We start from the raw sequence: 25,049 nt of genomic DNA, 5'->3' as shown, positions 1-25,049 counted from the left end.
ATACATCCGACACCCCGCCGCCCGCCGGCGGAGCCCCGGCGGGCTCGGACGTAATCGAGCAGGTGTTCCTCGACTACTTCGCCAGCCAGGGCCTGGCAACCGAGCCGACCGCTTTCGACGGCCGGTCGGACTACGGCCCCTTCATCGCATTAGGAATCCCGGCCGGCGGACTGTTCACCGGAGCCGAGGGCGAGAAGACTCCCGCACAGCAGGCGGTCTACGGTGGGACCGCCGGTCAGCCGTACGACCCCTGTTACCACCTGGCGTGCGACACGTTCGCCAACAACAGCAACCTCGTACTCGATCAGATGTCGGACGCGGTCGCTCACGCAGTCATCAAGTTCGCCATGAGCCGTAACTTGGTGCGACAGGTGAGGGGCCTCGACAGCCTCAAGACCCTCGACAAGGTCAACTTGAAGGACGTGTCGTAAGGGGATCCGGGTCGGGGGCGGATAGCCGAGGGCCGTCCGCCCCGACCTACCTGGTTAAAGAGCGGTGGAGGTGGGATTTGAACCCACGGAGCCTCTCAGCTCACGCGCTTTCGAGGCGCGCCCGTTCGGCCGCTTTGGTACTCCACCGGGATCAATTATAGGAACTGGACGGGCCGGCGCTTTTTTTCGAAGAAAGCCTGGATGACTTCGGCGCATTCCTCCTTCAAAACGCCCGAGGTCAGCTCGCACCGGTGCATCAGCCGCGGGTCCTGCACGATGTTGTAGATCGACCAGGCGGCTCCCCCCAAAACGTCCGGGGCGCCGTAGACCACCCGGTGCACCCGGGCGGCGACCAGGGCGCCGGCGCACATGGGGCACGGTTCGACCGTCGAGTACACGGTTACCTCCGCCAGGCGCCAGCGACCGAGCTTCTTGGCGGCTCCCCTGAGGCAGAGAACCTCGGCGTGGGCCGTGGGGTCACCCCTGAGCTCACGCTCGTTGTGGGCGGCGTACATGACCTCCCCGTGGGCGACGGCGACCGCGCCAACCGGCACGTCGTCGTGGGCCACGGCCAGATGCGCCTGCTCGAGGGCAAGGCGCATGAAGCCGTTGTCGATCTCGTTGGGGTTGGGGGCCACGCCCCCAAGCCTAACGCCCGGCTACTTCCCGGCTGCAGGTGCGTAGAAAAGGATCGTGATCCCGGAGGTGAGAACCTTCGTGTCGATCAGCTTCAGGACCTTCTTGGGTTGGCCTTCGTGGAACAGCCGCTTGCCGCTCCCCACGAAGATCGGGTGGACCATGAACCGGTACTCGTCGACCAGGTCGTGCTCGATCAGGGTCTCCACCAGCTTGCCACTGCCGGCGACGAGGATGTCTCCGGTGTACTTCTCCTTGAGCTTGGCAACCTCTTCGGGGACTTTGTCCTTGATGACCGTAGTGGGCCCCCAATCGCCGTGGTCCACGGTCGTCGACACCAGGTACTTGGGCATTGTGTTCATCTTCACGCCGAAGTCGCCGGTGCCCTCCATGGTCGGCCACGCCTTGGCGAAGCCCTCGTAGGTCAGGCGCCCGAGCAGCTGGGCGTCGCTGGCCGCGAGCTCCTTGTCCTTGAACTCGCCGGCGTCGTCGCTGAAGAAGGGGAAGGACCAGCGGCCCGGCTCCTCGAACACTCCGTCCATCGATATGTACTCGGTAACTACGAGCTTGCCCATCTCTTCTCTCCTTCCGTTCGTGGGTTTGTCTTTTGCCCCAACGTCGAACAAACAGGCGCAAAATCGACACGATTCGTTCACATATTCCGGACAACCCCGACCTAAGGTTGGCTCGTCAGGGTGATCCAAGGGCGATCCCTGATATTCGGGAAAGACCACGGAGTTCAGGATCCGAGTCATGGACGTTCTACGAGGCCCGTTCACCACTGCGAACTGGCGCCGGTGCGCCTACCTGGCGGCCGTTGTGCCGGCCGGCATCTGGGGCGCGGTTCTGGCGATGCGGGGCAGGCCCAACGACGCAGTGCGCCTGCACGCAAGGCTCAGCGAGAGGCTGTTGGGGAGGATCCTGTTCTCCTCCCCCGGCTCGGTCGGGCCCGGCCGGGCGGCGCTCTACGGCCTGGCATCGATCCCTTTGAACCTGGCTTGCCTGCTGGCGGGGGCTTACGTCTGGTCGATCGTCCCGATGAACCTGGCGTTCCCGCTACGCAGCGGTGACCCGTCGACCTCATGGGGCGGCCCGAGCCTGGCGGGGGCCTGGGCGGTGCACGCGTTGGGAGGACTGGTGTTCCTGTTCATCGCCCCAGTGGTGGTTCGGGGCCTGACCAACCTGCAGAGCAGATTCCAGCTGAAGATGCTGGGTCCGAAGTTCGATACGAGTTTGCGCGCCCTGAGGGATTCGAACCCCCGACCTCATCGTCCGTAGCGATGCACTCTAATCCACTGAGCTAAGGGCGCAATGTGTTGCCCAACCCAACAAGATTACTCTCTGTGGGGCTGCGAGGCGGAGGCGGCGAGATTTGAACTCGCGAGGGGGTTGCCCCCCAACGGGATTAGCAATCCCGCGCCATAGACCGGACTAGGCGACGCCTCCGCCGGGAATTTTGCCACAGTTCGGACCCGGGCCGGACGGCGAGCAGCGCCGTTCGTGCCTCGGAGCGGAATAATGGGAAGCGGTGGAGTACCGAAGCGGCCGAACGGGCGCGCCTTGAAAGCGTGTGAGCTGAGAGGCTCCGTGGGTTCGAATCCCACCTCCACCGCTCGATGAATCAGCCCTTGGGAGCAACTTCCTCAAACCCGGTGTAGGGCCGCAGCGCCTCCGGGATCCTCACCGACCCATCTGCCTGCTGGTGGTTCTCCAGCAGGGCGACGATGCACCGCCCCACGGCTATGGCCGTCCCGTTCAACGTGTGGACCAGGTCGGTCCCCGACTCCCCCTCCTTGAACCGGATCCCCAGGCGGCGGGCCTGGAAGTCCCAGTCGTTGGAGCACGAGGTGACCTCCAGCCAGCGGTCGGCGCCGGGCAGCCAGGCCTCGATGTCGAACTTGCGGTAGTTCGGCGCCGCCAGCTCGCCGGATGCGATGTCCAGCACTTTGTACGGAATCTCGAGCGCCTGGAAGATGCCCTCCTCCTCGGCCAGGATCGCCTGGTGCTCGTTGTCCGACTCGGTGGGACGGCAGAACGAAAACATCTCGACCTTGTCGAACTGGTGGACCCGGATGATCCCCCGGGTGTCCTTGCCGTAGGTTCCCGCCTCGCGGCGAAAACAGGTGGAGATGCCGGCGTATCGGACCGGCAGCTCCTTGGCGGAGAAGATCTCGCCGGCGTGCATCCCGGCGATTGGGACCTCGGAGGTCCCGGCCAGGTACAGGTCGTCGTCGGCGGTCTTGTAGACCTGCGCCTCGTCCGTCGGGAAGAAGCCCGTGCCGTACATCGCCTCCTCCTTGACGAGCACCGGAGGGATGACCGGCTCGAATCCCACGGCCATCAGCCGGTCGAGCACGAAGCGAACCAGGGCCAGCTCGAGCAGGGCCCCCTTTCCCCTCAGGATCGCAAACCGGGGCCCGGAGACCTTGGCGGCCCGCTTGACGTCGATGATCCCGAGGTCCTCGCCGAGGGTCAGGTGGTCGGCGGGCGCGAAGTCGAAGGCCCGGGGGGTTCCGACCTTGCGGAGCTCCGCGTCCTCCCGTCCGGGAGGGGAGTCCGGGTGGACCAGGTTGGGGACCAGCAGGACGGCAGCCTCCAGCTCCTGCGCCTTTTGGGCAAGCTGGGCCTCCAGGTCCTTCAGGTCGGCGCCGGCCTGCTTGTTTCGGGCGATCGCCTGGGGGCGCTCCTCGGGGGAGAGCTTTCCTATCGCCTTCTGGGCGCGGTTGAGCTCGGCCCTCAGGTTGTCGACGTCGGTGACCAGGCTTCGGTGCTGCCGGTCGAGCTCGATGAGCGCATCCAGATCGATGTCGGCGCCCCGGTGCCTCATGGAGAAGGCGACCTTCTCAGGATCTGTGCGCAGCAGGCGCAGGTCTATCGCTACCTCTTGACCTTCTGCTGGGTGCCCAGTGCGTTGGCGATGGCCCGCTGCTCCTCGCCCGACAGATTGTGCTCGGACATCCCGCCCTTTATGGGCTTGGCGTACGCCCGGGACTCGGCGCGGGCGTTGATGGAGGTGATCACCAGACCGTTGCCGTGGTCGTCCAGCAGAGCCGCAGAGAACGACATCTTTCCGCCCATGTCGTCGAACGCGTCGTAGCGGACGACCCCCAGATTCCTTGCCGACCGGCCGAGAAGGGCGAACAGCTCCTCCTGGCGCTTGGCCTGGGAGCGCAGGACCTTCTCAAAACCCTCGACCCTCTGGACGTTGTCGGAGATAACCTCGAGCAGCGTCTTGGCGTCGTTCTTGCCCTGGAGGATGGCCATGGAGCGCCTCATATGGGTCAGCCGGTTGTTCGCCATTCCGGCGACGGCCAGTGCGATGAGCGCCACCGCTCCGGCGACGACCGCTATGAGGGTCTGCTGGTCCAAGAAGACTCCTAGGTTGGGCCTATAAGGATACGGGTGAGAGGGGGAACCGGGTGGGATTGTCGGCCGGCCGAATGCCGTGCCGATCTTCACCCGGCTGCTCAGCCGTGGTGTTTCCGTGGGCGAAAGAGGATTTGAACCTCCACGAGCTTGCGCTCACTGGCACCTGAAGCCAGCGCGTCTACCATTCCGCCATTCGCCCTTGTACACAACTTAGTCTAACGTGGCCCGGGCTGGTCCAACTTCTAAGGCCCGCTTGCTGCGGCCGCCCACTATATTGGTTTCAGCCATTCAGTAATTCGAGAGGACGTCAAAGTGGGCCTGGTTGACGAATTTGAGAAGCGGCTCGAGCGTGCCGTAGAAGGGGTTTTCTCCAAAGCCTTCCGATCCGACGTAGAGCCGTCTGAGCTTGGCCGCCGGCTGATGCGGGACATGGAGGCCGGCAAAAGTGTCAGCGTCGGCGCCGTCTACGTCCCGAACGACTACGTGATCCAGCTGTCGCCCGAGGACTACGCCCGCTTCGAGGGCCTGATACCAACCCTGCGCACCGAGTTCGCCACGCTGTTGAAGACCAACGCCGGCCAGCGCCGCTGGCGGCTGCCCGGGCAGATCGACGTGCGCTTCGAGCAGGACGACTCGCTGAAGGCGGGCAAATTCGACGTGGCCGCGCAGCACCTGGCCGCCGACCCGAACAACCCCTTCCCGACGGTGCCGGACGAGCTGGTCCAGCTCGGGTCGAACAAGACGTGGAAGCTGGACTCGGACGAGATAACGCTCGGGCGTTCGTCCTCGAACGGGATCGTCGTCGACGACCCCAACGCATCCAGGGCCCACTGCCAGCTCTCCCGGAAGGACGGCGAGTGGTGGCTCACCGACCTCGGCTCGACCAACGGAACCCTCGTGAACGAGGCGATGATCAAGGAGCGGCGCCTTAGCTCCGGAGACCGGATAAAGATAGGCGCCACGGAGTTGGAGTACCGCCAGGCAGGTTCGGGGATAACCTAAGCAATGCCTGAAGCCGTCCTAGACATCCTGAAGTACTTCTTTCTGTTTCTGATATTTCTCTTTTTGGCCAGAGCCGTGAAGGCGATGTTCCTGGAGATCTCCGGTCCCCGCGCCTCCAAAGGCTCCCCGCTGATGCCGAGCGCCCCCGCCGCGGCCCCCCGCGCCGCGGGCCGGGCCCCCGAGAAGATGGCGGTGACCGCGCCCGACGCCAAGCCCCGCAGCTTCGACATCGGCGACGAGCTGATCATCGGCCGGGCCGACAAATGCCACGTCGTGATCGGCGACTCCTACGCCAGCCAGATCCACGCCCGCGTCTTCCGGCGGCAGGATGCCGTCTACATTGAGGACATGGGATCAACGAACGGGACCTACCTGAACCGGCGCAAGGTGACCGCGCCGATCCAGGTCAACCGGGGCGACACTGCCCGCATCGGCAAGACCGAGATGGAGTTCAAGCGTTGACCGTCAAGTTCCGCTGGGGCGCCTGCTCGGAGATCGGGCTCGTCAGGCAGGTCAACGAGGACTCCAAGCTCACCGAGCCCCCGCTGTTTGCAGTGGCGGACGGGATGGGCGGGCACGCCTCGGGCGACGTGGCTTCCGCCATCGCCGTCGAGGTGCTCCAATCGTCGCTTCAGCAGTCGGACTCGATCGCCGACGCAGTGCACAACGCCAACAAGGCGATCTTCCAGAAGGCGGCCAAGGACCCCGACCTCACCGGAATGGGAACCACGATCACCGCCATGTGGGCGGACGACCGGTCGGCCCAGATCGCCCACGTCGGCGACTCCCGGGCCTACCTGCTCCGGGACGGCCAGCTAAGCCGGCTGACCACCGACCACACGGTCGTCAACCGCCTGGTCCAGCAGGGGCGCATCCTCCCCGAGGACGCCGACCGGCACCCCCAGCGCTCCTACCTGGAGCGCGCCCTGGGCGTCGACCCCGAGGTGGAGGTAGACGTACACGTCCTGGACATGGTGCCGGGCGACCGGGTTCTTTTGTGCAGCGACGGGCTGTTCGGGATGATCGACGACGACCTGATCCAAAACGTCATGGTGTCCGAGGACAGCCCCCAGCGGGCCGCCGAGCGGCTGTGCGAGGAAGCGGTCCACGCCGGCGGCAACGACAACGTCACCACCGTGGTGGTCGACTTCCCCGAAACCGAAACAAGCTCCGCAGCAGGCGCCGGCACGACCACATCTTTTGCCGCGAGCGCCCCGCCCCCCCTTCAGCGCGACACCGGGCCCGTTGCCAGCACGGGCGGGGTCCAGACGATGAGGGCCCCCCGGCCCTCCCCTCCCGGACCCTCGGCGATCCGCTCCAGCTCCACCTCGAGCCCGCAGCGCTCCGGCGGCAGGAACCACCTGCTGATCTGGATCGCCGTGGCGATAGTGGTTCTCGGGGCGGCAGCGTTCCTGGCACGGATGTCGATCAAGGGCTCCTGGTACGTCGGCGTCGACGGGGGCCGGGTGGCGATCTTCAACGGGGTCCCCGGATCGCTGGCCGGGATCGAGCTCGGCGAGCTGAAGAACCGGACCGACCTGGAGAGCGAAACCCTCCCCGAGCTCTACCAGGGCCGCCTGGAGGAGGGCATCAAAGCCAACAGCCGGAGCGACGCCCGGGCGATCATCGCCGACCTGGAGAAGCTCGTGCCGGCGCCTGCGCCCGAGCCGCCTACCGGCGAGTCGCCGCCGGCCGACCCGGCGGCCTCGCCTCCGGCCTGATGTTTTCCGAAATCCTGCAGAGCGCCCGGGGTCGCCGGTGATCACCGGCGCGGCTCGCCGCAACACCGAGGTCTCCCTGCTGGTGATCAGCCTGGTCATAGCCGTGGGCGGCTACTGGCTGGCCTCGCTGTCCCGAAGCGCCTCGGTCCCGGCCGGCGTGGTGGTGTACGCAGTCATCTACGCCGCGATCTACGCCGGCGCCCACTTCGCCATCCGCAAGCTGGCGCCCCGGGCCGACCCGCTGCTCCTGCCCATCGGGCTGATGCTGAACGCCATTGGATTCGTACTGATCTTCCGGCTGGAGATCCCCACCGACAACGCCGGGCTCGCCGCGGCCCAGACCCGCTGGCTGGTAGTGGCGATCGCCGCCTTCGTCGCGGTGTTGTGGTTCGTCAAGGACGTCCGGGCTTTGGCCCGGTTCCGCTACACCTTTGCCTTCGCCGGCGTGGTCTTCCTCCTGCTGCCGATGATCCCGGTGCTCGGGCGCGAGATCAACGGCGCCCGGCTGTGGATCCGGCTCGGCCCCATGAGCTTCCAGCCCTCGGAGCTCGGCAAGATCGCTCTGGTTCTGTTCTTCGCCGGGTACCTGTCCGAGCGGCGGGAGCTCCTGGCGGTCACCACCCGCAAGATCGGGCCGATCGGCCTGCCCGCCCTGCGGCACTTCGGCCCCGTTCTCGGCGCGTGGGGCATCTCCTTGCTGGTGATGATCAACCAGAAGGACCTCGGGTCCTCGCTGCTGTTCTTCGCCATCTTCGTTGCGATGTTGTGGATGGCCACCGGGCGGCCGATCTACCTGATCGCCGGGGTGGGCATGTTCGCCCTCGGCGCGTTCATCGCCGGCCGCCTGTTCAGCCACGTAGCCGCCCGCATCGACGTCTGGCAGGACCCCTTCGCCTACATCAACGACCGGGGCTACCAGGTGGTGCAGTCGCTGTTCGCCTTCGCCACCGGGGGCGCCTGGGGAACCGGCCTGGGTCTCGGCCGTCCCGACCTGATCCGGTTCAGCGTCCACACCGACTTCATCTTCTCCGCGCTGGGCGAGGAGCTCGGGCTGGTCGGCGGCGCCGCCGTCCTGACCGCCTACGCCCTGCTGACCGCCCGCGGGTTCGGGCTCGCCACCCGCTGCCGGGACGACTTCTCCCGCCTGCTGGCCGCCGGGCTGACCTTTGCGATCGGCTTCCAGACGATCCTGATCATCGGCGGCGTCACCAACCTCATCCCGCTCACCGGAGTCACCATGCCGTTCATGAGCTACGGCGGAAGCAGCCTTCTTTCCAACTTCATCGCCATAGCCCTGCTCATCCGGATCTCCGACGAGGTCGGCCGGCAGGGTGGAGAGGCGCCGCCGACCGAGATGAACATGGCGGCCGGGGGCGGGCGTTGAACAAACAGATCCGCGCGGTCGGCTTCACCATGCTGATCCTTTTCGGCATCGTCTTCGTCAACCTGACCTGGCTGCAGCTCGGGCGGGCCGAGCAGCTGGCCAACCACCCCTCGAACACCCGGCTCCTCCTCAAGGAGTACGCGCTGGAGCGGGGGGCGATCCGGTCGGTGAACGGCGACACGCTCGCAGTCAGCGTCCCCACCCCGGACGAGCAGCTGAAGTCGCTGCGCACCTACCCGAAGGCCGAGCTGTTCGCCCACGCCACCGGTTACTACTCCGTTCGGTACGGCCGGGAGCGCCTGGAGCGCTCCTACAACGAGGAGCTGACCGGTGAGGGCGGCGTCGTCACCATGCAGGACCTCGGGGACCGCCTCCTCGGCAAGGGGAAGAAGGGTGACACCCTGGTGCTCTCCATCGACACCTCGGTCCAGGAGGCCGCCACCGCGGCGCTCGGCGGCCGCAAGGGTTCGGTGGTGGCGCTCGACCCGGTGAGCGGCCAGATCCTGGCCTTCGTGTCGACCCCGTCGTTCGACCCCAACACGCTGTCCCAGCACTCCTCCGAGGGCCAGCAGGCCGCGTGGGTGGCGCTGAACGAGGACGAGGAGAACCGGCGGCTGGTTAACCGGGCGTCCCGGGGCACCTACCCGCCGGGCTCGACGTTCAAGGTGATCACGGTGGCCGCCGCCCTGGAGAACGACATCCCGGCCAGCACCTCGTTCCCTCCGGCGAAGGAGTACCAGCCCGCCCAGACCGACCGGGTGATCCGGAACTTCGGGGGCAGCACGTGCGGTGGGGACATGGCCGACGCCCTGACGGTTTCCTGCAACACCTACGTCGCCCGGCTTGCGGCCGAGATGCCGGCCGGCATCCTGGAGGAGACCGCGGCGAACTTCGGCTTCACCGAGACCCCGCCGCTGGACATCAGCTCGGTGGCGAGCCGCCTACCCGACAGCGACGAGCTGGAGTCTCCGGCCTTCCGGGCGCTGGCCTCCATCGGCCAGTTCAGCGTGGCCGCGACGCCGCTGCAGATGGCGCTGGTGGCCGCAGGCATCGCCAACGACGGCAAGGTCCCCGCCCCCAAGCTGGTCAAGCAGATCGAGGACGCCCGGGGCGCGGTGGTGCAGCAGACCGAGCCCGAGACGTGGAAGGAAGCCGTCTCCCCCCAGACCGCCGAAACGATCAAAGAGATGATGGTCAACGTCGCCGCAAGCGGCACGGCGCGGGCCGCCGCCCTGCCGGGCGTCGAGGTGGCCGCCAAGACCGGCACCGCCCAGACCGGGGAGGGGGGCGACGAGAGCATCGCCTGGACCATCGCCTTCGCCCCGGCCGACAACCCGAGGATTGCGATAGCCGTCATGGTCGAGGGCGCGGGGCCGGGCAGCGACGAGACCGGCGGCCGGGTGGCAGCTCCCATGGTGCGCCAGGTGCTGCAGGCGCACCGCAACGTGGCGGGATGGTAACTCCGCAACCGGGGTCCCCGCTGCCGGGCAAGCACTACGGAGGACGCTACGAGGTAAAGGGCTCCATCGCCTCCGGCGGTATGGCCGAGGTTTTCGTCGCCCGCGACTCGATGCTGGACCGGCTGGTCGCCCTGAAGCTCATGCACCCCGAGTTCGCCCGCAACGAAGCTTTCATCGAACGGTTCCGCCGGGAGGCCCAGGCGGCAGCCAGCTTGAACGACCCCCGAATCGTGGCGATCTACGATTGGGGCTCGGACGCCGGGACCTACTTCATCGTCATGGAGTACGTCGAAGGCAACACGCTGGCCGAGATCATCAAGGCCTCCGGCCCTCTGCCGATCTCCAAGGCGACCAAGATCGCCATCGACGTCCTGGGCGGCCTTCACCTGGCCCACCTGAAGGGCATCGTCCACCGTGACGTGAAGCCGGCGAACATCGCCATCACGGTCGGGGGGCAGATCAAGGTCATGGACTTCGGCATCGCCCGGGCAGCCCACGACGGCGCGATGACGGTGACCCAGACCGGCATGGTCATCGGAACCGCCAGCTACTTCTCACCCGAGCAGGCCCAGGGCAAGCCGGTCGACGCCCGCTCCGACATCTACAGCGTAGGAATCGTGCTCTACGAGATGTTGACCGGCGTGGTCCCCTTCAAAGGCGAGTCCCCGGTGGCGGTGGCGTACAAACACGTCACCGAGGACCCCGCTCCCCCGAGGTCGCTGGCGGAGGACATACCGCCCGCCCTCGAGGCCGTGGTCATGAAAGCGATATCGAAGAACCCGGACAACCGCTACCAGACGGCCCTCGAGATGTGCCGGGACCTGGAGCGGGTGCTTCGGGGGGAGCAGGTCGAGGCCACACCTTTGATGAGCTCGTCCGAGCGGACCGCCATGATGGGAGCCGCCCCCTACGCCGACCCCGGCCCGTACGCCCAGCCCCGGCCCTCCTACGAAACCGGCCCCGAGCGCACGAGCGTGCTGCCGCCGGCCGGTCCACCTCCCCGCCGGGCCCCTGCCGCCCGCGGCGTCGCGAAAGGCCTGGTGACCGTCGCCGTCCTGGTGGCGATCGGGATCGCGGTCATGGCCTACTTCATGCTTTCCGAGACCCAGGTCCCCGACGTCACCGTTCCCAAGGTCACCGGCCTCCCGCTGGAGGAGGCGGAACGGCTGCTGAACGACGAGGGGCTCGAGTCCCGGGTGGCCCGCCGCCAGCCGAGCGCCGACGTTCCGGCGCTGGCGGTCATATCGCAGGACCCCGAGGACGGGCGAAAGGTCGCCGAGGGCGCAGTCGTTGCCCTGGTGATCTCGCAGGGCCCCGAGGTGGTCGACGTGCCGTCCCTGACCGGACTCAGCCGGCAGGAGGCCGAGGCCAGGCTGGCCGAGGCGGGCCTGGTGGCCGGAGAAGTCACGAGCGAGGCGAGCGACACCGTGCCGGAGGGCCAGTTGATAAGCCAGTCGCCCGCCAGCGGGAAGATCGAGAAGGGCGAGCCGGTCAACTTCGTCGTCAGCACCGGCAAGAAGCTGGTCGAGGTGCCCGCGGTCGGCGGCCTCACCCAGGACGAGGCCGCGGCCAGGATCGGAGAGCAGGGGCTGACGGCGAAGGTCGCTACCGCCTGCGACGGCTCCAAGGCGGACAAAACGGTCCTGGTGCAGGACCCGGCGCCGGGCGAGCAGGTCCCGGACAAGTCCGAGGTAACCATCACGGTCAACTCGCAGATCAAGGTCCCGGGGGTGGTCGGCCAGCAGGCGGCGGCGGCCGCCAATCAGCTGGAGGCGGCGGGGTTCAAGGCGGAGATCCAGAGCGGCGGCCTGGTGATCCCGGTCTTCGACCGGGTGACCGCCCAGGCCCCCCAACCCGACGAGATGGCCTGCAGCGGCGACATCGTCCGGATCCGCGTCAGCTAGCCGGCCTCAGGCGGGCGCCGGCGCCCCGCTCAAAAAGTTGCTGAGAAGTCTCATGCCGGCCGGCGTCATGATCGACTCGGGGTGGAACTGCACCCCCTCGATCGAGAGCTGGCGGTGGCGCACGCCCATGATCACGTGGTCGGCCGTCCGCGCGGTGACCTCCAGGCAGGCGGGCAGGGTTTCCGGCTTGATGACCAGCGAGTGGTAGCGGGTGGCGGTGAACGGGTCGTCCAGGCCGGCGAACACGCCCTGAGAATCATGGTGGATCTCAGAGGTCTTGCCGTGCATCAGCGCCTCGGCGCGGACCACGTCCCCCCCGAAAGCCAGCCCGATCGCCTGGTGGCCCAGGCAGACGCCCAGCAGGGGAAGCCTGAGCGCCGCAAAGGCGTGGATCGCATCGACACAGCAACCGGCGTCCCGGGGGTGGCCGGGTCCGGGCGAGATCACCACGGCGTCGGTGTTCAGCGCCACCAGGTCGTCGACCGTTGCGTCGTTCCGAACGACCACCGGCTCCGCCCCGAGGGAGCCGAGGTACTGCGCGAGATTGAAGGTGAATGAGTCGAAATTGTCGATCAGCAGGACTCGCATCAAGGCCGCGGCCTAGAAGTTCGCAGGAAGGAACCTGGGGACCACGTACTCGAACAGGTAGAAGAGGATGGGCAGGCCGATGATGATTACCAGCACCCAGGTGATCGCCTTTTTACCGCCTCGTGCCATGGCCCTATCCTATGCCTCTTAGGACTCGGGAAGGACGCCGGCGCCCGGGTCGGTGGTTTGGAGGCCGGACGGCGTGCCCACCAGCTGGGCAACGATGATCAGGCGCTTGGCCGCCGAGAACCTCGGATGGCAGGTGGTCAGCGTCAGCCGTGCGTCCGAGGAGGGGGCGATGACACCGATCTCGGTCGGCAGGACGATCTTTGACTCGGTGACTTTGTAGACGTACGGGCCGTTGGCGTCGAAGATCGTGATCTCGTCGCCGACCTCCAGCTCGTCGAGGCGGTAGAACGGGGCCCCGTAGGTGGTCCGGTGGCCGGAGATCACCATGTTGCCCAACTGGCCGGGAAGTGCGGTGTCAGGGTAGTGCCCGGGGCCCTTCTTCAAGTCCTCGACCTCGACGCCCTCGACCACGACGGCGTCAACGCCGATCTTCGGGATCTTGATGAGCGCCATCCCGTTGCCGAGAACCGGCTTTTCCTCCGGGCTGACCTCCCACTGCTCCTGGACCTCGGCGGCCAGAGCCTTCTGGCTCCTGCCGGTAACGAAGTTTGTGCCTACCAGTTGGTAGAGCAGGAAGAGCAGGATGAGGGTGCCGAGCCCGATGAAGCCGCGGCCAACTACACGGAGAGCCATATCGCCATTAGCGTAGCACTACCCGTGTTCGGGACATTTCAGGGTTCAGCCGTCGAATGGTCTCGTAGAATGACCTGAAATTAACCGAGGAGTCCTATGCCGAAGTCGAAGTCGAAGCGCAACCGCTACGTCCCCCCGCCGCCGCCCCGGCCCAAGCCGTCCCCGAAGTGGATCCCCTACGTGGTCTTCACCTGTTTCGGCGTGGGATTTTTGATGATCATGGCCCGCTACCTTTTCAGCACCACCTACCCGGCGCTGGACAACAACTGGTACCTGGGCGGAGGGCTCGGCCTCGTCGCCATCGGCTTCTCCGTAGCCACCCAGTGGAGGTAGCTACTCCTCGCGCCTGACCAGCACCATCGCCTCTCCGCAGTGTTTGGGCGCGCGCTCCTTGGCGACGGCCACAACCGCCAGCTCCAAGCCGCACATCTCGCAGACGTAGCTGAGCCGGAGCTGCGGGTCGACCCGCATCGGCTCGGGGTCGGGGGGCGGGGGGTTGGTCAGATAGGCGAAGTAGCCGATTCCGATCTTGGCGATCGCCAGGCCCATGAGGCCGGCCACGGCAATCCTCCAGCCGCCCGTGACGTTGCCGAGGGCGATCATCAGCAGGGTGAACACGACGGTGACCAGCACCAGGCCGCCGACTCCGCCGGCCACGCGGGCAATGACCTTGCCCGGCCCCGCCGGTTCGGTCTCCTCGGTGGATTTCTGCTTGCGGGCCATACCTCTACTCTACGGCGCTGCCGTACGGGGCGCCCTGGTGAACCGGCCGGCAGTTCTAGTCCCCCGGCATGATCTATCCTGGCTACAGGTCAACTCATTCGTAAGGGAGCACAGATGGCGGTCAAGTTTCAATCGGACGAGTACTTTTCTGCAGCCAACGACGCGCTCCAAAACGACGAAGAGGTGACCAAAGCGGCCAAGGGCCACAACGTGGCGTTGCAGGTGACCACCACCGACTTTCCCGGCGAAGGCAGCAAGAAGAGCTTCATCAAGATCGACAAGGGCATGATCACCGTCGGCCCCGGCGAGATCGAGGACCCCGACCTGAACATCACGCAGAACTACGAGGTCGCCGTCCTGCTGGACAAGGGCGAGTTGAACCCGCAGGCCGCCTTCATCGAGGGCAAGATCAAGCTCAAGGGCAACCTGATGAAGGCGATGGCCCTGCAGAAGCTTCTAGCGGTGATAGGCCCCGCCACCGAGCACATCGAGCGGGAGTACTGAGCGTCAATCCGCTCTTAGCACATCTTTAGTTGAGTTCTCCCAGGGACCCCTGAGTCGAGCGAACCTCAGGTTTCGCCGCTGAGGATCTCGGCCGCTTCCATTACCTTGCCGCAACGAGGGCACTCCTCGGTCTGACCTTCGTCGAAGGCCTCGAGGACCACGTAGCAGTCGGCACACATCCAGTTCGCGAGTTCCATATCTTCCTCAACTGTCCGTTGGGGTTATTTATTTCCCGATACCGCGAACTGGATGCATGCCGAGCCCACTTGCCGCTAACTGCCTCTGCGCCCGAAGCTACTCGACGGTTGCCTCGGCGTACATACCCTGGGTGAAGTGCGGAGGGCCTCCGGCTACCACCGGGGCATCGTCGCCCGCCTCCTGGGCGGCCTTCATATACTCGGCCGGGTCCGCCCCCGTGGGGATGAAGCAGGCAAATACATAGCGGCCGGCATCGTTCAGGGTGCCGTCGCCCACCACCGCCATGCCGTCCTTCTCCGGCTCGGCGACGATCACGGCGACCGGGGGCCCGCCCAGAGCCGCGTTCAGCTCGGCCTCGGGCAGCTTGAAGATCTCTTCAGCCGTCCGCGTCTCGGTGTCGGGCAGCTTGAATGCAACTATCTCGTGCGCCTCCTTGTCCGAGCCGTTCTTGAAGGTGATCTTGCTGCCGGCGTCGATCGTGTCGGGGATCCCGGTGTAGGAGTAGTCCGCGCCGGTGACGTTCACGCCGGAGGCCGGCGTCTCGGTCGCCTCGGGAGTGGCCTCCTCGGTCGTTTCGGCCTCCTCGGGTTCGTCATCGGTTGCGCATGCGCCCAGCACGAGCAACACGCTTGCTGCTATCGCTAACAACGACCTGCTCAGACGTTGTGGTGTCATCCCAAGCTCCTTGGTCCGGTTAAGGATGCGATTTCATATCGTTAGAGGTCTAAATGCAAGGGCCTTTCCAGCGCGGCGCCGGGCGCCGGTCGGCCAGCCGCCCCCCGGAGGCTCCTCGACGTGGTATTCATCTATTTGATGGCGCACGCGAAGCGGAGGAACCTTAAGTGGCTCAAGACGAGACTCTGACCCGGATCAAGGAAGCTTTCCGGCTCTACTGCCGGGCCGAGGTGGCGGAAGGTCGCCGGCTCCTGCTGGAGCTGTGGGACGAGCTGGGGGCCGACAAGGGATACCACCGCTCGGTGACCGCCCACTACCTGGCCGACACCGAAACCGAGCCGGAGGAAGAGTTGAAGTGGGACCGGCTCGCCCTCGAGGCCGCCGAGTCCGTCGACGAGGGCTCTCCCTACGCGACTGCAGTCAAAATGTTCATTCCTTCACTCCACCTCAACCTGGCCGACGGCTACCGGCGGTTGGGCGACTTCGACAAAGCCCGGTACCACTCCGAGGAGGGCATGGCGGCAGGCGGCGTGCTGGGGCTCGACCACTACGGGCAGACGGTGCGGGGCGGCCTGATCCGGGTGCAGACCCAGATCGAGGAGCTGGACAAAGGCCCCTCGATAATCTTCGACTTCGACTAACCCTCGGTCGACTCGCCCCCTTTTCCGAAGGTAGCCTCGCCCTCGGCCCGGAGCTTCGCCAGGTCTTCGTTCAGCTCGGCAATGTCCTCGCGGATCTCTTCGATGTCCTGGTCGCTCACCGACTGTTCGCCCAGCGTCTTCTGCCGGGCGGGGTTCCCGACCCCCTCGAACATCGACTCGTCTACCTGGTCGTCCGCCATCTTTAGGTCCTTTCGATTGAGAGTTGTCTTGGTTATCTCCCCGGCGGACGTTATCCAATCACCCGGCCGCCGGGCGGCGGTTAGCATCTGGGCATGAAACCGGGGAGCCGATGGCCACGCAACTGAGCCTCAGCATCCCCCACCGGATGGGCCCGGAGCAGGCCCTCAACCGGATACGGACCTTCGCCACGGGCGCCAAGCGGGAGTACGCCGACCGGGTCGACATCCATCAGGAGGAGTGGTTCACCCGGGGTCTGGTGTTCTCGATCACCCTGCACCTCTACGGCAAGCGCCGGGTGAGCGGGACCCTTTGGACCGGGCCGTCCGACGTGCGGATCGAGGCAGTGGGCGAGTTCCCCGCCTACCTGCGCCCGAGGATCGAGAGGGTCCTGCGGCGGGAGGCCGTTCGCCTGTTGGGGAAGGTTCGCGCCTACTAGCCGGCGGTTTTCCCCAACGGCCGGCGGTCGCCGCCGACCCAAAGCTGCAGGACCCGGCCGAGCTCCTCGGTTCTCACCGGCTTGCTTATGTAGTCGTCCATTCCCGCGGCGAGGCACCGCTCCCGGTCGCCGTTCATGGCGCCGGCGGTCATCGCTATCACCGGGGTGTGCAGCCCGGCCCCCTGGCGGCGCCGGATCTCCCGGGTGGCGTCGTACCCGTCCATGGCGGGCATCTGGCAGTCCATGAGTACCGCAGCGTAGCTGTCCTCCGACAGGGCGGCGATCGCCTCCCCGCCGCTCGCCACGACCTCTGCCCGGTAGCCGAGCTTGTCGAGCATCGTTCTGGTCACCAGCTGGTTCACGACGTTGTCTTCGGCCACCAGGATCCTCGCTCCGGCGCCAACCTGGACCAGCCTCGGTTCGACGGCCGGAGCGTGGATGCGCGTGGCGGCCGGCAGCGGGACGTCGAACCAGAAGGTGCTGCCCTCCCCCGCCCGGCTCCGGACTCCGATGTCGCCCTCCATGAGGCCTACGAGCTGCTTGGAGATGACCAGCCCCAGCCCGGTGCCGCCGTGGCTGCGGGTCAACGACGAGTCGACCTGGTGGAACGCCTGGAACAGCTGGGCCTGGGCGGCCTCGGGAATGCCGATGCCGGTGTCGGTGATCTCGAACCGGACCCGCCCGGCGGCGGGCTTTAGGCAGAGCGCCACATGTCCGGTGTCGGTGAACTTGACCGCGTTGCCCAAAAGGTTGATGAGTATCTGGCGGAGCCGCCCGGGGTCCCCGACGACCTGGCTGGCGACATCCGGGTCGACCGACGTTGTGAGCCGCAGGCCCTTCTCCCGGACGGCCGGCGCCATGATCGACGCAACCTCCTCGACCAGCTTCGGGATCTCGAACGTGGTGGGCTCCAGCCGGAGCTTGCCCGCCTCGATTTTGGAGAAGTCCAGGATGTCGTTGATGATCTCGAGCAGCGCCTCGCTCGCCGTGCGCACGGTGGATGCGTACTCGGTCTGCTCCGGCGTGAGGTCCGAGTCGAGCAGAAGCCCGGTCATTCCGATCACCGCGTTCATCGGCGTGCGGATCTCGTGGCTCATGTTCGCCAGGAAGTTGCTCTTGAGCCGGGAGGCCTCGATCGCTGCGTCCCGGGCGTCCGCAATGGCGGCCTCGGCCCGGAGCTGGGTCGTTCGGTCCCGCAAAAAGGCGTTGAAAGTGGGGCCGGAGGCGGACTCGATTGCGGAGATGGTGAACTCGATCGGGATCTCGTGCCCGTCCCGGTGCAGGGCTCTCAGCTCCCGCCGCTTGCCGATCATCTCCTGCAGCCGGCTGCCGAGGTCCGGCCGCCGCAGCTCGGGAACGATCGACTCGACCAGATCCATACCAATCGCCTCGGCCCTCGACCAGCCGAAGGTCGTCTCCGCCGCCGGGTTCCAGTCGACGATCCGGCCGTCACGGTCGATGGCGACAAACGCGTCCTGGGCACTCTCGATGATCTGCCGGGTGTGCCGCTCGCTCTCCTCCACGGCCCGGTAGGCGGCTTTGAGGTCGCTGATGTCCTGGCCGGTCCCCAGCATGCGCAAGGGCGCTCCGTCCGGGCCGGCAGCCACCTCGCCCCGCCCGTAGAGCACCCGGACCGAGCCGTCGGGGCGAACGATGCGGTGCTCGAAGGCGAACGGCTCGCCGGTTTTGTAGGCCTCGCCCACCACCCGCTGCATGAGATCACGGTCCTGTTCGTAAACCCGCGCCAGCAGCGACTCGAAGTCGATCGCGGTTCCGGGCTCCACCCCGTAGATGCGACAGAGCTCGTCCGACCACTCGATCCGGTTCGATGCGATGTCCCACTCCCAGCTGCCCATCCGGGCCAGCGACTGCGCCTCGGCCAGCTTCCGGCGCTGCCGCTCGAGCAGCTCCTCGGACAGCTTGCGTTCGGTGACGTCCTGGAACTGGCCCATCCAGCTCAACGGGTTGCCCTCGGCGTCCCGGAGGAAAGCCAGGTTCGCCATCGCCCACACGACCTCTCCGTCGGGCCGGATGAACCTCTTCTCGCACTGCCAGGTGGAGATCTCGCCCCTCAGGATCCGCCACGCGGCATCGACGTCGGCCTGCCGGTCGTCCGGGTGGGTGAACTCCTGGTCCCGGCTCCCCAGCAGCTCGGCCTCGCTCCGGCCGAGGAACCTGGACAGGGCGGCGTTGACCCGCACGTACTCGCCGTCGGTGTTGAAGAGGGCCATCCCGATCGGGGCGGCGTCGAAAGCGGCGTCGAAGTACCTCTGGGCCTCCGAGGCCACCTGGTCCCGGTCGTGCTCGTGCAGAAGGCAGAGCGCTCCGCCGTCGGGGGTGCGGCGGGCGTTCACCCCAACGGTGATGGGGACCCCGTTGCTGCGGCGGGCCTCCAGCCGTCCGGTGAAAAGATCGGATATCCCCGAAACGTGCCAGCGGCGGAAGCTTTCGAGATCGGCCAGAGCCGAGGCGACGCCGGAATTACCACCCGGGGCCCGGGGACCGAAGATGGAGTCGGCAAGCCGGTTTTGTCCGGCCAGTTGTGCGTTCGGGTCGAAAAGGAGGGCGGCCTCGGGGAGGAGGTCCAAAGGAATGGCCGGCGGCGCGCTTGAGGCGGCTGCAGCTGACCCCGACGTCGGTCTTCTACTCATAAAATCCCCCGGGCGGACTACGTTCCTATCGGCACGTTCGGGTCGGTGATTCAGCGAAGACCTGCCCTCAACGAAAAATCCCGCCTCAACGGGCGGGTGACCACCTTGAGCTCGGTCCCGTCGTCGAGCATCACCCCACCCATGACATCCATCTGCCACAGCTCCATCGGGCGGTCCCGTTCCCAGCGGCGAAAGTCCTCGCGCCGGCGCTTGCGGCGTTTGAGCTCGATCAGGCCGTGCCGGCGCAAACACCGGTAGATGCTGGAGCGTGAGGGCTTTGGCTCAACCTCGAGCCGGGCGAGCTGGTGCTCGATCCGGCGAGGGCCCCACCCTGGATGCTCGCGGCGAAGCTCGCAGATCTGGGCTTCGAGCTCGGGTGAGATCTGATGGGCGCAACTCAGAGGCCGGTGCGAGTGATCGGCCAGTGAGGCCAACCCGCCCTTGTTGTAACGGGCGATCCAGTTGTGGACGGTCTGACGGGACACGCCCATCCGCTGGGCAACCTCAACTACCTTCCAACCATCCTGGATGACCGCCAGGACCGCCTGGTAACGCTGTTCCATGACACTGAGTTCCACGAGCATCGGCCCCACCCCCTTTGGGCGGAAGCCGACCGCGTGGGGTGGAGAGTGTCAAGCATCACCCGAAGCCAGTGTCAAAGATCAGCCGAAGCCGATGTCAAACAACAGCCGAAGTTGTGTAAAGCATCAGGTGACGCCGAAGTGTCAAGTATCACCCGGAGTACGACAGATTTGCGTGGAGCCGTGGGGATTCGAACCCCAGACTTCTGCCTTGCAAAGGCAGCGCTCTACCAACTGAGCTACGGCCCCGGGATGGCTATTCTACGGTTCCCTCAGCCGGCGCGCTGCAACGCCGCCAGCCGGACTCCCCGGTAGGCGAGCCGCTCGAAGAAATCGTCCGGCTCGAACACCGCTTCGGGCGAGTGCGCTCCGCTCAGCGTCTGGACGCCGGCGAGCATCCGGACGGCCACGACCAGGGGCGCCACAAAAAGGTTCGGCAGCTGGTCGACCAGCCCCAGGGTCACCGTCTTCTCAGCCCCGTCCTTCGTCCCGGTGACGTCGGCCCGGATCGCAGACCAGGGCTGGGTGGAGGGGCGAATTTTGCCGGCCACTCGGGTGAGCTTGTCGGTCAGGCCCCGGGAGCCCAGAGGGCCGGAGGCCGGGAGCTTGGCGGCCGAGCGCACGATGCCCTCGACGACCGCGTCGGTCAGCCCGCCCATCACGACTATGTCCTTCAATTCCGGGAATGTGGTCGGCAGGGTCAGCGGCTCTGCCGCCCTTGCCCGCCGGAGCGTGTGCCACCCGACCGGTTCCGGGAAAAACATCGCCTCCGGGGACCCCCCGGCCGGGGCGGTGTGGCGGCTGCCTGACACCTGAACGAACGCCTCGCCGGTCAGCAGGCCGAGCGCCCGGCTTAGGGCGGCCTGGGAAAGCGATCCCACGGAGGACGCAACCCAGCCGATCCGGGCCCGGGTCGCAGTGTCGAGCTGCGCCACGGCCGACTTGACCATCAAATTTGTGATTCCGGGCGACCAGCCCATGCCTGCAATCACCAGCGTCCCGGCCGATCGAGCCTTGCTGTCCAGGCCCAGAAGCGCCTCGACAACATCGGGGGAGCTGCTCGGTGACAGGTAGGGCACGCCGGCGGAGATCGCGGCCATGGCGGTGTCCCGCGCCTCCTGAGGGTTCTCGATCCAGGGGCCGATGATGAGATCGGACTGCCCGATGGCGCCGCGGAGGTCTTCCTTGCGGACGACGTCCTCTACCTCGGGGTCCTCCTTGAGCACCGCCGAAAGCAGTGCGGTGGCGCCGCCCGAACCAAGCACCGCAACCCGGGTCAAGCTGGGTGTTTGCCGTTGGTCGAGGGTTTGATGGAGGCGTCCTTCCACGACCCCTCGGGGGCCGGCGGCTGCTTGCGCTTGGAGGCAACCGTCGCAAAGCCGGCAAGGAACGCTGCGCCGAGGATCCAGGAGCTTCTCTTCATCTATCCAGGCTAGCACCTGCCGGGGACGGCGCTCGCCGGCCGGCGAAAACGCGGTCTTGCCCGGCGTTTCGGAATTTGAGAAACTGGCGGGTAGCGTTCGAGGAACTGGGGTTCACTCATGCGGCTACGCCGAACTTCTCGACTCCCCTCACTACTCCTGGTAGTCCTCCTCCTCGCAGCCTGCGGCGGCGCGGAGCCGGAGCCCTCGACCCCCGAACAGTCGTCCGCCATCGAGGAGCGCCTCGAGGAGCTCTCCGGGGCGGGTGTCTTCGTCGGCGGCGTAGCGATGACGGGCACGTTCGTGGCCATCCACTTCGACCGTAAGGACCCCGAGTCCCCCGGCATGCGGGTCCTGGTCACCGACGGGCTTCCCGACGGCACCGCCGAGTGGTTCGAGGGGACCGCGGAGGACCTGGAGTTCAAGTTCACGTCGACGAGCGGCCGGGCGACGATCGAGGGTGAGGTGGAGCCGTTCGAGACCGACGGCAGGATCACCCTCGCCGACGGCACCCGGCACAACTTTTTCACACGCCCCGCCGGCGACGGCGCCGGGATCTTTGAGATCGCCGTGGGCGCGGACGGCGCCTGGACAGGCAAGGCGCTGGACGGGTCGGCCTTCACCGCCGCCAAGGACGGTGCCTACGTCAAGGGCGAGGTGGTGTCGCCAGGCGGCGAGAGGTACCCGTTCCGGCACAACGACCTCACCCAGCGGCTGAAGTACGGCGTGGCCGGCGGGCAGCCCGGTTCGTACCTGGCGATCGTGACCCGCCAGGCGACCGAGATCCAGGGGAGGGGCGGCGACGTCAGGGGCGGCAAGCCGGACGGCAACGTCATCTCGCTCGACATGGACCAGTCGGAGTCGGTGACCCCCGGCGTCTACCACGGCCGGGTGGCCCGGACCACCGACCGGCTGAACTTCGAGATCGCCACCGACGCTGCCGGCGCCCGGATCCTCAGGGCCTACGCCTCTGACTCGGAGCCCGAGCCCGAGGGGGATGTCCAGTGGTTCGTCGGGCCGGTGCCCGGAACCGAGTTCGACATGACCTCCAAGATGGGCGATGCGAAGATCACCGGAGTCATTGCCGAGGACGGCATTTCAGGGGAGATTACGCTCCCCGACGGCACCCCGAGGCCGTATTTCGCCGCCCCGAGCGGCCAGGGTGCAGGAATCTACACCGTCACGGTCGCCGACGACCGCCGGCACACCGGCACCTCGGAACAAGGCGCGAAGTTCGACCTGCGCTACGAGAAGGGCACGGTGATGGGCACAATCACCTCCCCGGACGGCCAGGAGTTCCCGATGCTCGGCGCCGATCTGGCCACGGCGTACGGCTACGAGGACGAGTACAGCAAACCGGGCTCCTACACGGCTTTCGTTGCTCCCCGGGGCCGCTACGTCTTCGGGCGAAGCGGCAACGTTCGGGGGGGGTCAACCGGAGTCAACATAATCGGGCTCGACAAGAAGTGCTGAGGGGGAGGGCGCCGGCCACCGGTGTCCGCCCGGCCCTCGGGTTGCTCCTGGTGCTTGTCGCCCTCGTCCCGGCGTGTAGCAGGGACGCTGGGGAACCGGACCGGGTGGCGCCGGAGACGAGGGCTCCGACCCCCGACTCCCGGCCCGTGGCGAACCGCTGGGAGCCGGTCGCCGAGTTCGAGGGGGAGGGCGACCTGGAAACCGGCTCCTTCGACATCGCCCCCGGCGCACTTCAGTGGCGGGTAACCGCCGAGTGCGAAGGGACTGCCCTGGAAGTGAAGTTGCCCGGCGCCTCCGGGAGCCTCGCCCGGCCCGAATGCCCCGGGCGCGCGTTCGGCTTCTCGATCGAAAGCGGGACCCACACCTTGCGGGTCGAAGCCGGCGGGCCCTGGGTGGTGAAGGTCGACCAGCAGCTCGACACCGCGCTCTCCGAGCCGCCCCTTGGAGGCATGGACCGGAAGACCCCGGTGGCCCGCGGCGACTTTTACGACGTCGACCAGACCGGCGAGGGCGAAGCTGCGCTCTACCGGTTGCCCGACGGCCGGCTGGCCCTCAGGTTCGACCCGTTCCGGGTGACCAACAACTCCGACCTGTTCGTCTGGGTCAGCCGGGATCCGGAACCACGAACCAGCGAACAAGCTCTTGCCTCCGAGCACGTATCGATCGCCCGGCTGAAGGCGACGGGCGGCGCCCAGAACTACGTGCTCCCGGCCGGCCTCAGCGAAGAAGAGGTCCGGTCGGTGGTGATCTGGTGCGAGCCGGTACGGGTCGCCTACGCGGCCGCCACGTTGGCCGCCCCATGAGGCGCATCGCAACGGCGGTAGCGATGTGTTTGGCGCTGGCCGCTTGCAGCTCACCCGACGAGCCACCGGTCCGATCGCCCTCGGTTGCAGAGCCGGACCTCTCCGGCTGGCAGACGTGGGTGCTCCCGTCGCCCGATGCGGTTACCCCGCCGGCCGGAGCGGGCGATCTGCCCGCCGCGGTCGCTCGGGCTTCCGACGAGCCGCTCGGGGCCCGGTGGATCGAGCTCGCCCTGGGCTACGTCGCACAACGCACGAAGGACCCCCCTGCAGCCTCCCGGGCCTACGCGCTGGTGGCGGTCGCCGAGTACGACGCCCTGCTGGCCGCCAGGCACTGGAGCGCCGAGAGCCCCGGAGCGGGTTACGGGGACGACGCAGCGGTCGCCGGCGCCGCGTCCCGGGTCGTGGCCCACCTGTTCCCCGAACAGCCTGCGCTGCGCCTTGACCGGATGGCCGAAGAGACTGCGGCGGAAGGCGGGGCCGCCGGGGCCGCCGGGCTCGCCCTCGGCCGGGCGGTGGCCGACCGGGTCATCGCCTACGCCCTGGCGGACGGTTCCGACCGGGCCTGGGACGGTTCGGGCCGTCCCGATGTGCCCGGTGCCTGGAGCCCTCCGCCGGGATCGGTCTCCCCACCGGTCCAGCCTCTCGCCGGCACCTGGAAGACTTGGGTGATCGCCGCCGGGAACGAGTTTCGGCCCCCTCCCCCGCCGGCCTACGGCAGCGCCGGCTATCTGGCCGAGGCCCGGGAGCTGATGAAGATCGGCGATGAGCTCACCGACGATGACAGGCGCATCGCGAAGTTCTGGGAAGGCGGCGAGGGCACCTCGCTCCCTCCGGGCGTCTGGAACCGGGTGGTCATCGACTATTTGAAGGAGCACCCGGTGAGCCGGGCGGAGCAGGTCAGGACCCTGGCGCTGGTCAACGTCGCCCTCGCCGATGCCGGCGTCGCCTCATGGGACGCCAAGTACACCTACTGGACGACCCGACCCGAAAACGGCATCCGTGAACTCCTGGACCCCGATTGGCGGCCCTACCTGAAGACGCCGCTGTTTCCCGCCTACGTCTCCGGCCACTCGACCTACTCGGCGGCGGTTGCCGAAGTCCTGGCCGGCCTGTTCCCGGAGGATGCGGAGCGGTTCCGGTCGATGGGAGAGGAGGCGGGGATATCGCGGCTGCTGGGCGGCATCCACTGGCGGAGCGACCACATCGAGGGCTCCCGGATGGGGGCCGAGATCGGGCGGCGAGTGGTCGAACGCGCCGGCCTCACGGCCGAGGTGGGCGACGATTGAGGTGGTCTGCGGGGAGGAGTTCGAGTGGGGTTACGTGGAGTCGAACCACGGACCTCAGCATTATCAGTGCTGCGCTCTAACCAGCTGAGCTATAACCCCTTGGGGGAACTACTTTAACTGAAGCGTGACCCTCGGCCACACGAGCGCCCCTAGGTCGCCGGGTCGGCTTCCTCGTTGACCGGTGCGATGGCCACTACCT

Annotated in this window: 29 protein-coding genes and 7 tRNA genes; 15 read left to right on the top strand and 21 right to left on the bottom strand. The window is 67.1% G+C overall.

Annotated elements, in window-relative coordinates; translation table 11 throughout:
* A partial coding sequence (locus VFV09_06230; protein HEU4867306.1) for a M28 family peptidase occupies positions 1 to 431 on the top strand: 431 nt, incomplete at its 5' end.
* Between the two features lie 62 nt (positions 432 to 493).
* Here the strand turns inward: VFV09_06230 and VFV09_06225 are convergent.
* The 6 genes from VFV09_06225 to VFV09_06200 all read right to left on the bottom strand — a co-directional run bounded on the left by VFV09_06225 (position 494) and on the right by VFV09_06200 (position 2,513).
* Positions 494 to 578: transfer RNA gene (locus VFV09_06225), tRNA-Ser, on the bottom strand.
* 8 nt (positions 579 to 586) lie between these two features.
* Entirely contained in the window at positions 587 to 1,069 is a 483-nt protein-coding gene (locus VFV09_06220; GenBank protein HEU4867305.1) for a nucleoside deaminase, read from the bottom strand.
* 21 nt (positions 1,070 to 1,090) lie between these two features.
* The gene (locus VFV09_06215; GenBank protein ID HEU4867304.1) at positions 1,091 to 1,642 is read right to left on the bottom strand and encodes a dihydrofolate reductase family protein; all 552 of its coding nucleotides are present in this window, start codon (positions 1,640 to 1,642) and stop codon (positions 1,091 to 1,093) included.
* A gap of 441 nt (positions 1,643 to 2,083) precedes the next feature.
* Positions 2,084 to 2,218: a hypothetical protein gene (locus VFV09_06210; GenBank protein ID HEU4867303.1), complete on the bottom strand. Its 135-nt coding sequence runs from the start codon at positions 2,216 to 2,218 to the stop codon at positions 2,084 to 2,086.
* 85 nt (positions 2,219 to 2,303) lie between these two features.
* A tRNA-Arg gene (locus VFV09_06205) sits at positions 2,304 to 2,377 on the bottom strand.
* A 47-nt stretch (positions 2,378 to 2,424) separates the two neighbouring features.
* Positions 2,425 to 2,513, bottom strand: a tRNA-Ser gene (locus VFV09_06200).
* Between the two features lie 81 nt (positions 2,514 to 2,594).
* Here VFV09_06200 and VFV09_06195 point away from each other — a divergent pair.
* A tRNA-Ser gene (locus tag VFV09_06195) sits at positions 2,595 to 2,679 on the top strand.
* 9 nt (positions 2,680 to 2,688) lie between these two features.
* On the opposite strand, the gene serS is transcribed toward VFV09_06195, so the two are convergent.
* The 3 genes from serS to VFV09_06180 form a co-directional block, all read right to left on the bottom strand.
* Positions 2,689 to 3,942 (bottom strand): serine--tRNA ligase, encoded by a 1,254-nt coding sequence (gene serS / locus VFV09_06190; GenBank protein ID HEU4867302.1) that lies wholly within the window; start codon positions 3,940 to 3,942, stop codon positions 2,689 to 2,691.
* Positions 3,943 to 3,944: 2 nt separating this feature from the next.
* On the bottom strand, positions 3,945 to 4,436 hold the full coding sequence (locus VFV09_06185) for a DUF4446 family protein (GenBank protein HEU4867301.1): 492 nt from the start codon (positions 4,434 to 4,436) through the stop codon (positions 3,945 to 3,947).
* Between the two features lie 116 nt (positions 4,437 to 4,552).
* Positions 4,553 to 4,635 (bottom strand) — tRNA-Leu (locus VFV09_06180).
* A 113-nt stretch (positions 4,636 to 4,748) separates the two neighbouring features.
* Here VFV09_06180 and VFV09_06175 point away from each other — a divergent pair.
* From VFV09_06175 to pknB, 6 genes are read left to right on the top strand one after another with little or no spacing between them, the layout of a single operon-like run.
* The gene (locus VFV09_06175; protein ID HEU4867300.1) at positions 4,749 to 5,438 is read left to right on the top strand and encodes a DUF3662 and FHA domain-containing protein; all 690 of its coding nucleotides are present in this window, start codon (positions 4,749 to 4,751) and stop codon (positions 5,436 to 5,438) included.
* Between the two features lie 3 nt (positions 5,439 to 5,441).
* Positions 5,442 to 5,900 (top strand): FHA domain-containing protein, encoded by a 459-nt coding sequence (locus VFV09_06170; GenBank protein ID HEU4867299.1) that lies wholly within the window; start codon positions 5,442 to 5,444, stop codon positions 5,898 to 5,900.
* Positions 5,897 to 7,159: a Stp1/IreP family PP2C-type Ser/Thr phosphatase gene (locus VFV09_06165; protein ID HEU4867298.1), complete on the top strand. Its 1,263-nt coding sequence runs from the start codon at positions 5,897 to 5,899 to the stop codon at positions 7,157 to 7,159. Before VFV09_06170 ends, VFV09_06165 begins: the two co-directional genes overlap by 4 nt.
* Before the next feature lie 37 nt (positions 7,160 to 7,196).
* Positions 7,197 to 8,543 carry an FtsW/RodA/SpoVE family cell cycle protein gene (locus tag VFV09_06160; protein HEU4867297.1) on the top strand — a complete coding sequence of 449 codons (1,347 nt, stop codon included), beginning with the start codon at positions 7,197 to 7,199 and terminating at the stop codon, positions 8,541 to 8,543.
* Positions 8,540 to 10,003, top strand: coding sequence for a penicillin-binding protein 2 (locus VFV09_06155; protein ID HEU4867296.1), 1,464 nt, complete (start codon positions 8,540 to 8,542; stop codon positions 10,001 to 10,003). Before VFV09_06160 ends, VFV09_06155 begins: the two co-directional genes overlap by 4 nt.
* Positions 9,997 to 11,907 (top strand): Stk1 family PASTA domain-containing Ser/Thr kinase, encoded by a 1,911-nt coding sequence (gene pknB, locus VFV09_06150; GenBank protein ID HEU4867295.1) that lies wholly within the window; start codon positions 9,997 to 9,999, stop codon positions 11,905 to 11,907. Before VFV09_06155 ends, pknB begins: the two co-directional genes overlap by 7 nt.
* Positions 11,908 to 11,913: 6 nt before the next feature.
* Here the strand turns inward: pknB and VFV09_06145 are convergent, their stop codons facing one another.
* Both VFV09_06145 and VFV09_06140 read right to left on the bottom strand, forming a co-directional pair.
* Positions 11,914 to 12,495, bottom strand: a complete 582-nt coding sequence (locus VFV09_06145; GenBank protein HEU4867294.1) for an aminodeoxychorismate/anthranilate synthase component II — start codon at positions 12,493 to 12,495, stop codon at positions 11,914 to 11,916.
* A gap of 147 nt (positions 12,496 to 12,642) precedes the next feature.
* Positions 12,643 to 13,257, bottom strand: coding sequence for a class E sortase (locus tag VFV09_06140; protein HEU4867293.1), 615 nt, complete (start codon positions 13,255 to 13,257; stop codon positions 12,643 to 12,645).
* A gap of 96 nt (positions 13,258 to 13,353) precedes the next feature.
* On the opposite strand from VFV09_06140, the gene VFV09_06135 reads away from it, so the two are divergent.
* Positions 13,354 to 13,590 (top strand): cell division protein CrgA, encoded by a 237-nt coding sequence (locus VFV09_06135; GenBank protein HEU4867292.1) that lies wholly within the window; start codon positions 13,354 to 13,356, stop codon positions 13,588 to 13,590.
* Here the strand turns inward: VFV09_06135 and VFV09_06130 are convergent, their stop codons facing one another.
* A complete protein-coding gene (locus VFV09_06130; GenBank protein HEU4867291.1) occupies positions 13,591 to 13,980 on the bottom strand; it encodes a hypothetical protein in 390 nt (129 codons plus the stop codon).
* A 114-nt stretch (positions 13,981 to 14,094) separates the two neighbouring features.
* On the opposite strand from VFV09_06130, the gene VFV09_06125 reads away from it, so the two are divergent.
* On the top strand, positions 14,095 to 14,484 hold the full coding sequence (locus VFV09_06125) for an SCP2 sterol-binding domain-containing protein (GenBank protein ID HEU4867290.1): 390 nt from the start codon (positions 14,095 to 14,097) through the stop codon (positions 14,482 to 14,484).
* A 65-nt stretch (positions 14,485 to 14,549) separates the two neighbouring features.
* Here VFV09_06125 and VFV09_06120 read toward each other — a convergent pair whose 3' ends face one another.
* Together VFV09_06120 and VFV09_06115 are read right to left on the bottom strand one after the other, a co-directional pair.
* Entirely contained in the window at positions 14,550 to 14,681 is a 132-nt protein-coding gene (locus VFV09_06120; GenBank protein ID HEU4867289.1) for a hypothetical protein, read from the bottom strand.
* A gap of 97 nt (positions 14,682 to 14,778) precedes the next feature.
* Complete coding sequence (locus VFV09_06115; protein ID HEU4867288.1) at positions 14,779 to 15,357, bottom strand: hypothetical protein; 579 nt, start codon at positions 15,355 to 15,357, stop codon at positions 14,779 to 14,781.
* A 167-nt stretch (positions 15,358 to 15,524) separates the two neighbouring features.
* Here VFV09_06115 and VFV09_06110 point away from each other — a divergent pair, with 167 nt between their 5' ends.
* A complete protein-coding gene (locus VFV09_06110; GenBank protein ID HEU4867287.1) occupies positions 15,525 to 15,998 on the top strand; it encodes a hypothetical protein in 474 nt (157 codons plus the stop codon).
* On the opposite strand, the gene VFV09_06105 is transcribed toward VFV09_06110, so the two are convergent.
* Entirely contained in the window at positions 15,995 to 16,198 is a 204-nt protein-coding gene (locus VFV09_06105; protein ID HEU4867286.1) for a hypothetical protein, read from the bottom strand. The genes VFV09_06110 and VFV09_06105 overlap by 4 nt on opposite strands.
* Before the next feature lie 110 nt (positions 16,199 to 16,308).
* Between VFV09_06105 and VFV09_06100 the strand changes: the two genes are divergently transcribed.
* A complete protein-coding gene (locus tag VFV09_06100; GenBank protein ID HEU4867285.1) occupies positions 16,309 to 16,635 on the top strand; it encodes a hypothetical protein in 327 nt (108 codons plus the stop codon).
* On the opposite strand, the gene VFV09_06095 is transcribed toward VFV09_06100, so the two are convergent.
* The 5 genes from VFV09_06095 to VFV09_06075 all read right to left on the bottom strand — a co-directional run bounded on the left by VFV09_06095 (position 16,632) and on the right by VFV09_06075 (position 21,290).
* A complete protein-coding gene (locus tag VFV09_06095; GenBank protein HEU4867284.1) occupies positions 16,632 to 19,286 on the bottom strand; it encodes a PAS domain S-box protein in 2,655 nt (884 codons plus the stop codon). The two genes, VFV09_06100 and VFV09_06095, sit on opposite strands and share 4 nt — an antisense overlap.
* 50 nt (positions 19,287 to 19,336) lie before the next feature.
* Positions 19,337 to 19,870: a helix-turn-helix domain-containing protein gene (locus VFV09_06090; GenBank protein HEU4867283.1), complete on the bottom strand. Its 534-nt coding sequence runs from the start codon at positions 19,868 to 19,870 to the stop codon at positions 19,337 to 19,339.
* A 173-nt stretch (positions 19,871 to 20,043) separates the two neighbouring features.
* A tRNA-Ala gene (locus VFV09_06085) sits at positions 20,044 to 20,116 on the bottom strand.
* Positions 20,117 to 20,139: 23 nt separating this feature from the next.
* Entirely contained in the window at positions 20,140 to 21,147 is a 1,008-nt protein-coding gene (locus VFV09_06080; GenBank protein HEU4867282.1) for a hypothetical protein, read from the bottom strand.
* Positions 21,144 to 21,290 carry a hypothetical protein gene (locus VFV09_06075; protein ID HEU4867281.1) on the bottom strand — a complete coding sequence of 49 codons (147 nt, stop codon included), beginning with the start codon at positions 21,288 to 21,290 and terminating at the stop codon, positions 21,144 to 21,146. Before VFV09_06075 ends, VFV09_06080 begins: the two co-directional genes overlap by 4 nt.
* Before the next feature lie 118 nt (positions 21,291 to 21,408).
* Between VFV09_06075 and VFV09_06070 the strand changes: the two genes are divergently transcribed.
* From VFV09_06070 to VFV09_06060, 3 genes are read left to right on the top strand one after another with little or no spacing between them, the layout of a single operon-like run.
* Positions 21,409 to 22,761 (top strand): hypothetical protein, encoded by a 1,353-nt coding sequence (locus VFV09_06070; protein ID HEU4867280.1) that lies wholly within the window; start codon positions 21,409 to 21,411, stop codon positions 22,759 to 22,761.
* Positions 22,755 to 23,564 carry a DM13 domain-containing protein gene (locus VFV09_06065; protein HEU4867279.1) on the top strand — a complete coding sequence of 270 codons (810 nt, stop codon included), beginning with the start codon at positions 22,755 to 22,757 and terminating at the stop codon, positions 23,562 to 23,564. The genes VFV09_06070 and VFV09_06065 overlap by 7 nt, the downstream gene beginning before the upstream one ends.
* Complete coding sequence (locus VFV09_06060) at positions 23,561 to 24,850, top strand: vanadium-dependent haloperoxidase (GenBank protein HEU4867278.1); 1,290 nt, start codon at positions 23,561 to 23,563, stop codon at positions 24,848 to 24,850. The genes VFV09_06065 and VFV09_06060 overlap by 4 nt, the downstream gene beginning before the upstream one ends.
* Before the next feature lie 25 nt (positions 24,851 to 24,875).
* Here the strand turns inward: VFV09_06060 and VFV09_06055 are convergent.
* Positions 24,876 to 24,949 (bottom strand) — tRNA-Ile (locus VFV09_06055).
* Between the last annotated feature and the right edge of the window lie 100 nt (positions 24,950 to 25,049).

It is taken from the genome of Actinomycetota bacterium (assembly GCA_035759705.1).
GTDB lineage: Bacteria > Actinomycetota > CADDZG01 > JAHWKV01 > JAHWKV01 > JAJCYE01.
The sequence above is the reverse complement of the archived record's forward strand: the minus strand, read 5'-3'. Positions and strand labels throughout refer to the sequence as shown.

Coding starts and splice junctions, on each gene's coding strand:
- VFV09_06215 (HEU4867304.1), bottom strand. CDS start 1,642: ATGGGCAAGCTCGTAGTTACCGAGTACATATCGATGGACGGAGTGTTC.
- VFV09_06210 (HEU4867303.1), bottom strand. CDS start 2,218: ATGAACAGGAACACCAGTCCTCCCAACGCGTGCACCGCCCAGGCCCCC.
- VFV09_06170 (HEU4867299.1), top strand. CDS start 5,442: ATGCCTGAAGCCGTCCTAGACATCCTGAAGTACTTCTTTCTGTTTCTG.
- pknB (HEU4867295.1), top strand. CDS start 9,997: ATGGTAACTCCGCAACCGGGGTCCCCGCTGCCGGGCAAGCACTACGGA.
- VFV09_06145 (HEU4867294.1), bottom strand. CDS start 12,495: ATGCGAGTCCTGCTGATCGACAATTTCGACTCATTCACCTTCAATCTC.
- VFV09_06140 (HEU4867293.1), bottom strand. CDS start 13,257: ATGGCTCTCCGTGTAGTTGGCCGCGGCTTCATCGGGCTCGGCACCCTC.
- VFV09_06135 (HEU4867292.1), top strand. CDS start 13,354: ATGCCGAAGTCGAAGTCGAAGCGCAACCGCTACGTCCCCCCGCCGCCG.
- VFV09_06130 (HEU4867291.1), bottom strand. CDS start 13,980: ATGGCCCGCAAGCAGAAATCCACCGAGGAGACCGAACCGGCGGGGCCG.
- VFV09_06125 (HEU4867290.1), top strand. CDS start 14,095: ATGGCGGTCAAGTTTCAATCGGACGAGTACTTTTCTGCAGCCAACGAC.
- VFV09_06120 (HEU4867289.1), bottom strand. CDS start 14,681: ATGGAACTCGCGAACTGGATGTGTGCCGACTGCTACGTGGTCCTCGAG.
- VFV09_06115 (HEU4867288.1), bottom strand. CDS start 15,357: ATGACACCACAACGTCTGAGCAGGTCGTTGTTAGCGATAGCAGCAAGC.
- VFV09_06105 (HEU4867286.1), bottom strand. CDS start 16,198: ATGGCGGACGACCAGGTAGACGAGTCGATGTTCGAGGGGGTCGGGAAC.
- VFV09_06100 (HEU4867285.1), top strand. CDS start 16,309: ATGGCCACGCAACTGAGCCTCAGCATCCCCCACCGGATGGGCCCGGAG.
- VFV09_06095 (HEU4867284.1), bottom strand. CDS start 19,286: ATGAGTAGAAGACCGACGTCGGGGTCAGCTGCAGCCGCCTCAAGCGCG.
- VFV09_06090 (HEU4867283.1), bottom strand. CDS start 19,870: ATGCTCGTGGAACTCAGTGTCATGGAACAGCGTTACCAGGCGGTCCTG.
- VFV09_06075 (HEU4867281.1), bottom strand. CDS start 21,290: ATGAAGAGAAGCTCCTGGATCCTCGGCGCAGCGTTCCTTGCCGGCTTT.
- VFV09_06070 (HEU4867280.1), top strand. CDS start 21,409: ATGCGGCTACGCCGAACTTCTCGACTCCCCTCACTACTCCTGGTAGTC.
- VFV09_06060 (HEU4867278.1), top strand. CDS start 23,561: ATGAGGCGCATCGCAACGGCGGTAGCGATGTGTTTGGCGCTGGCCGCT.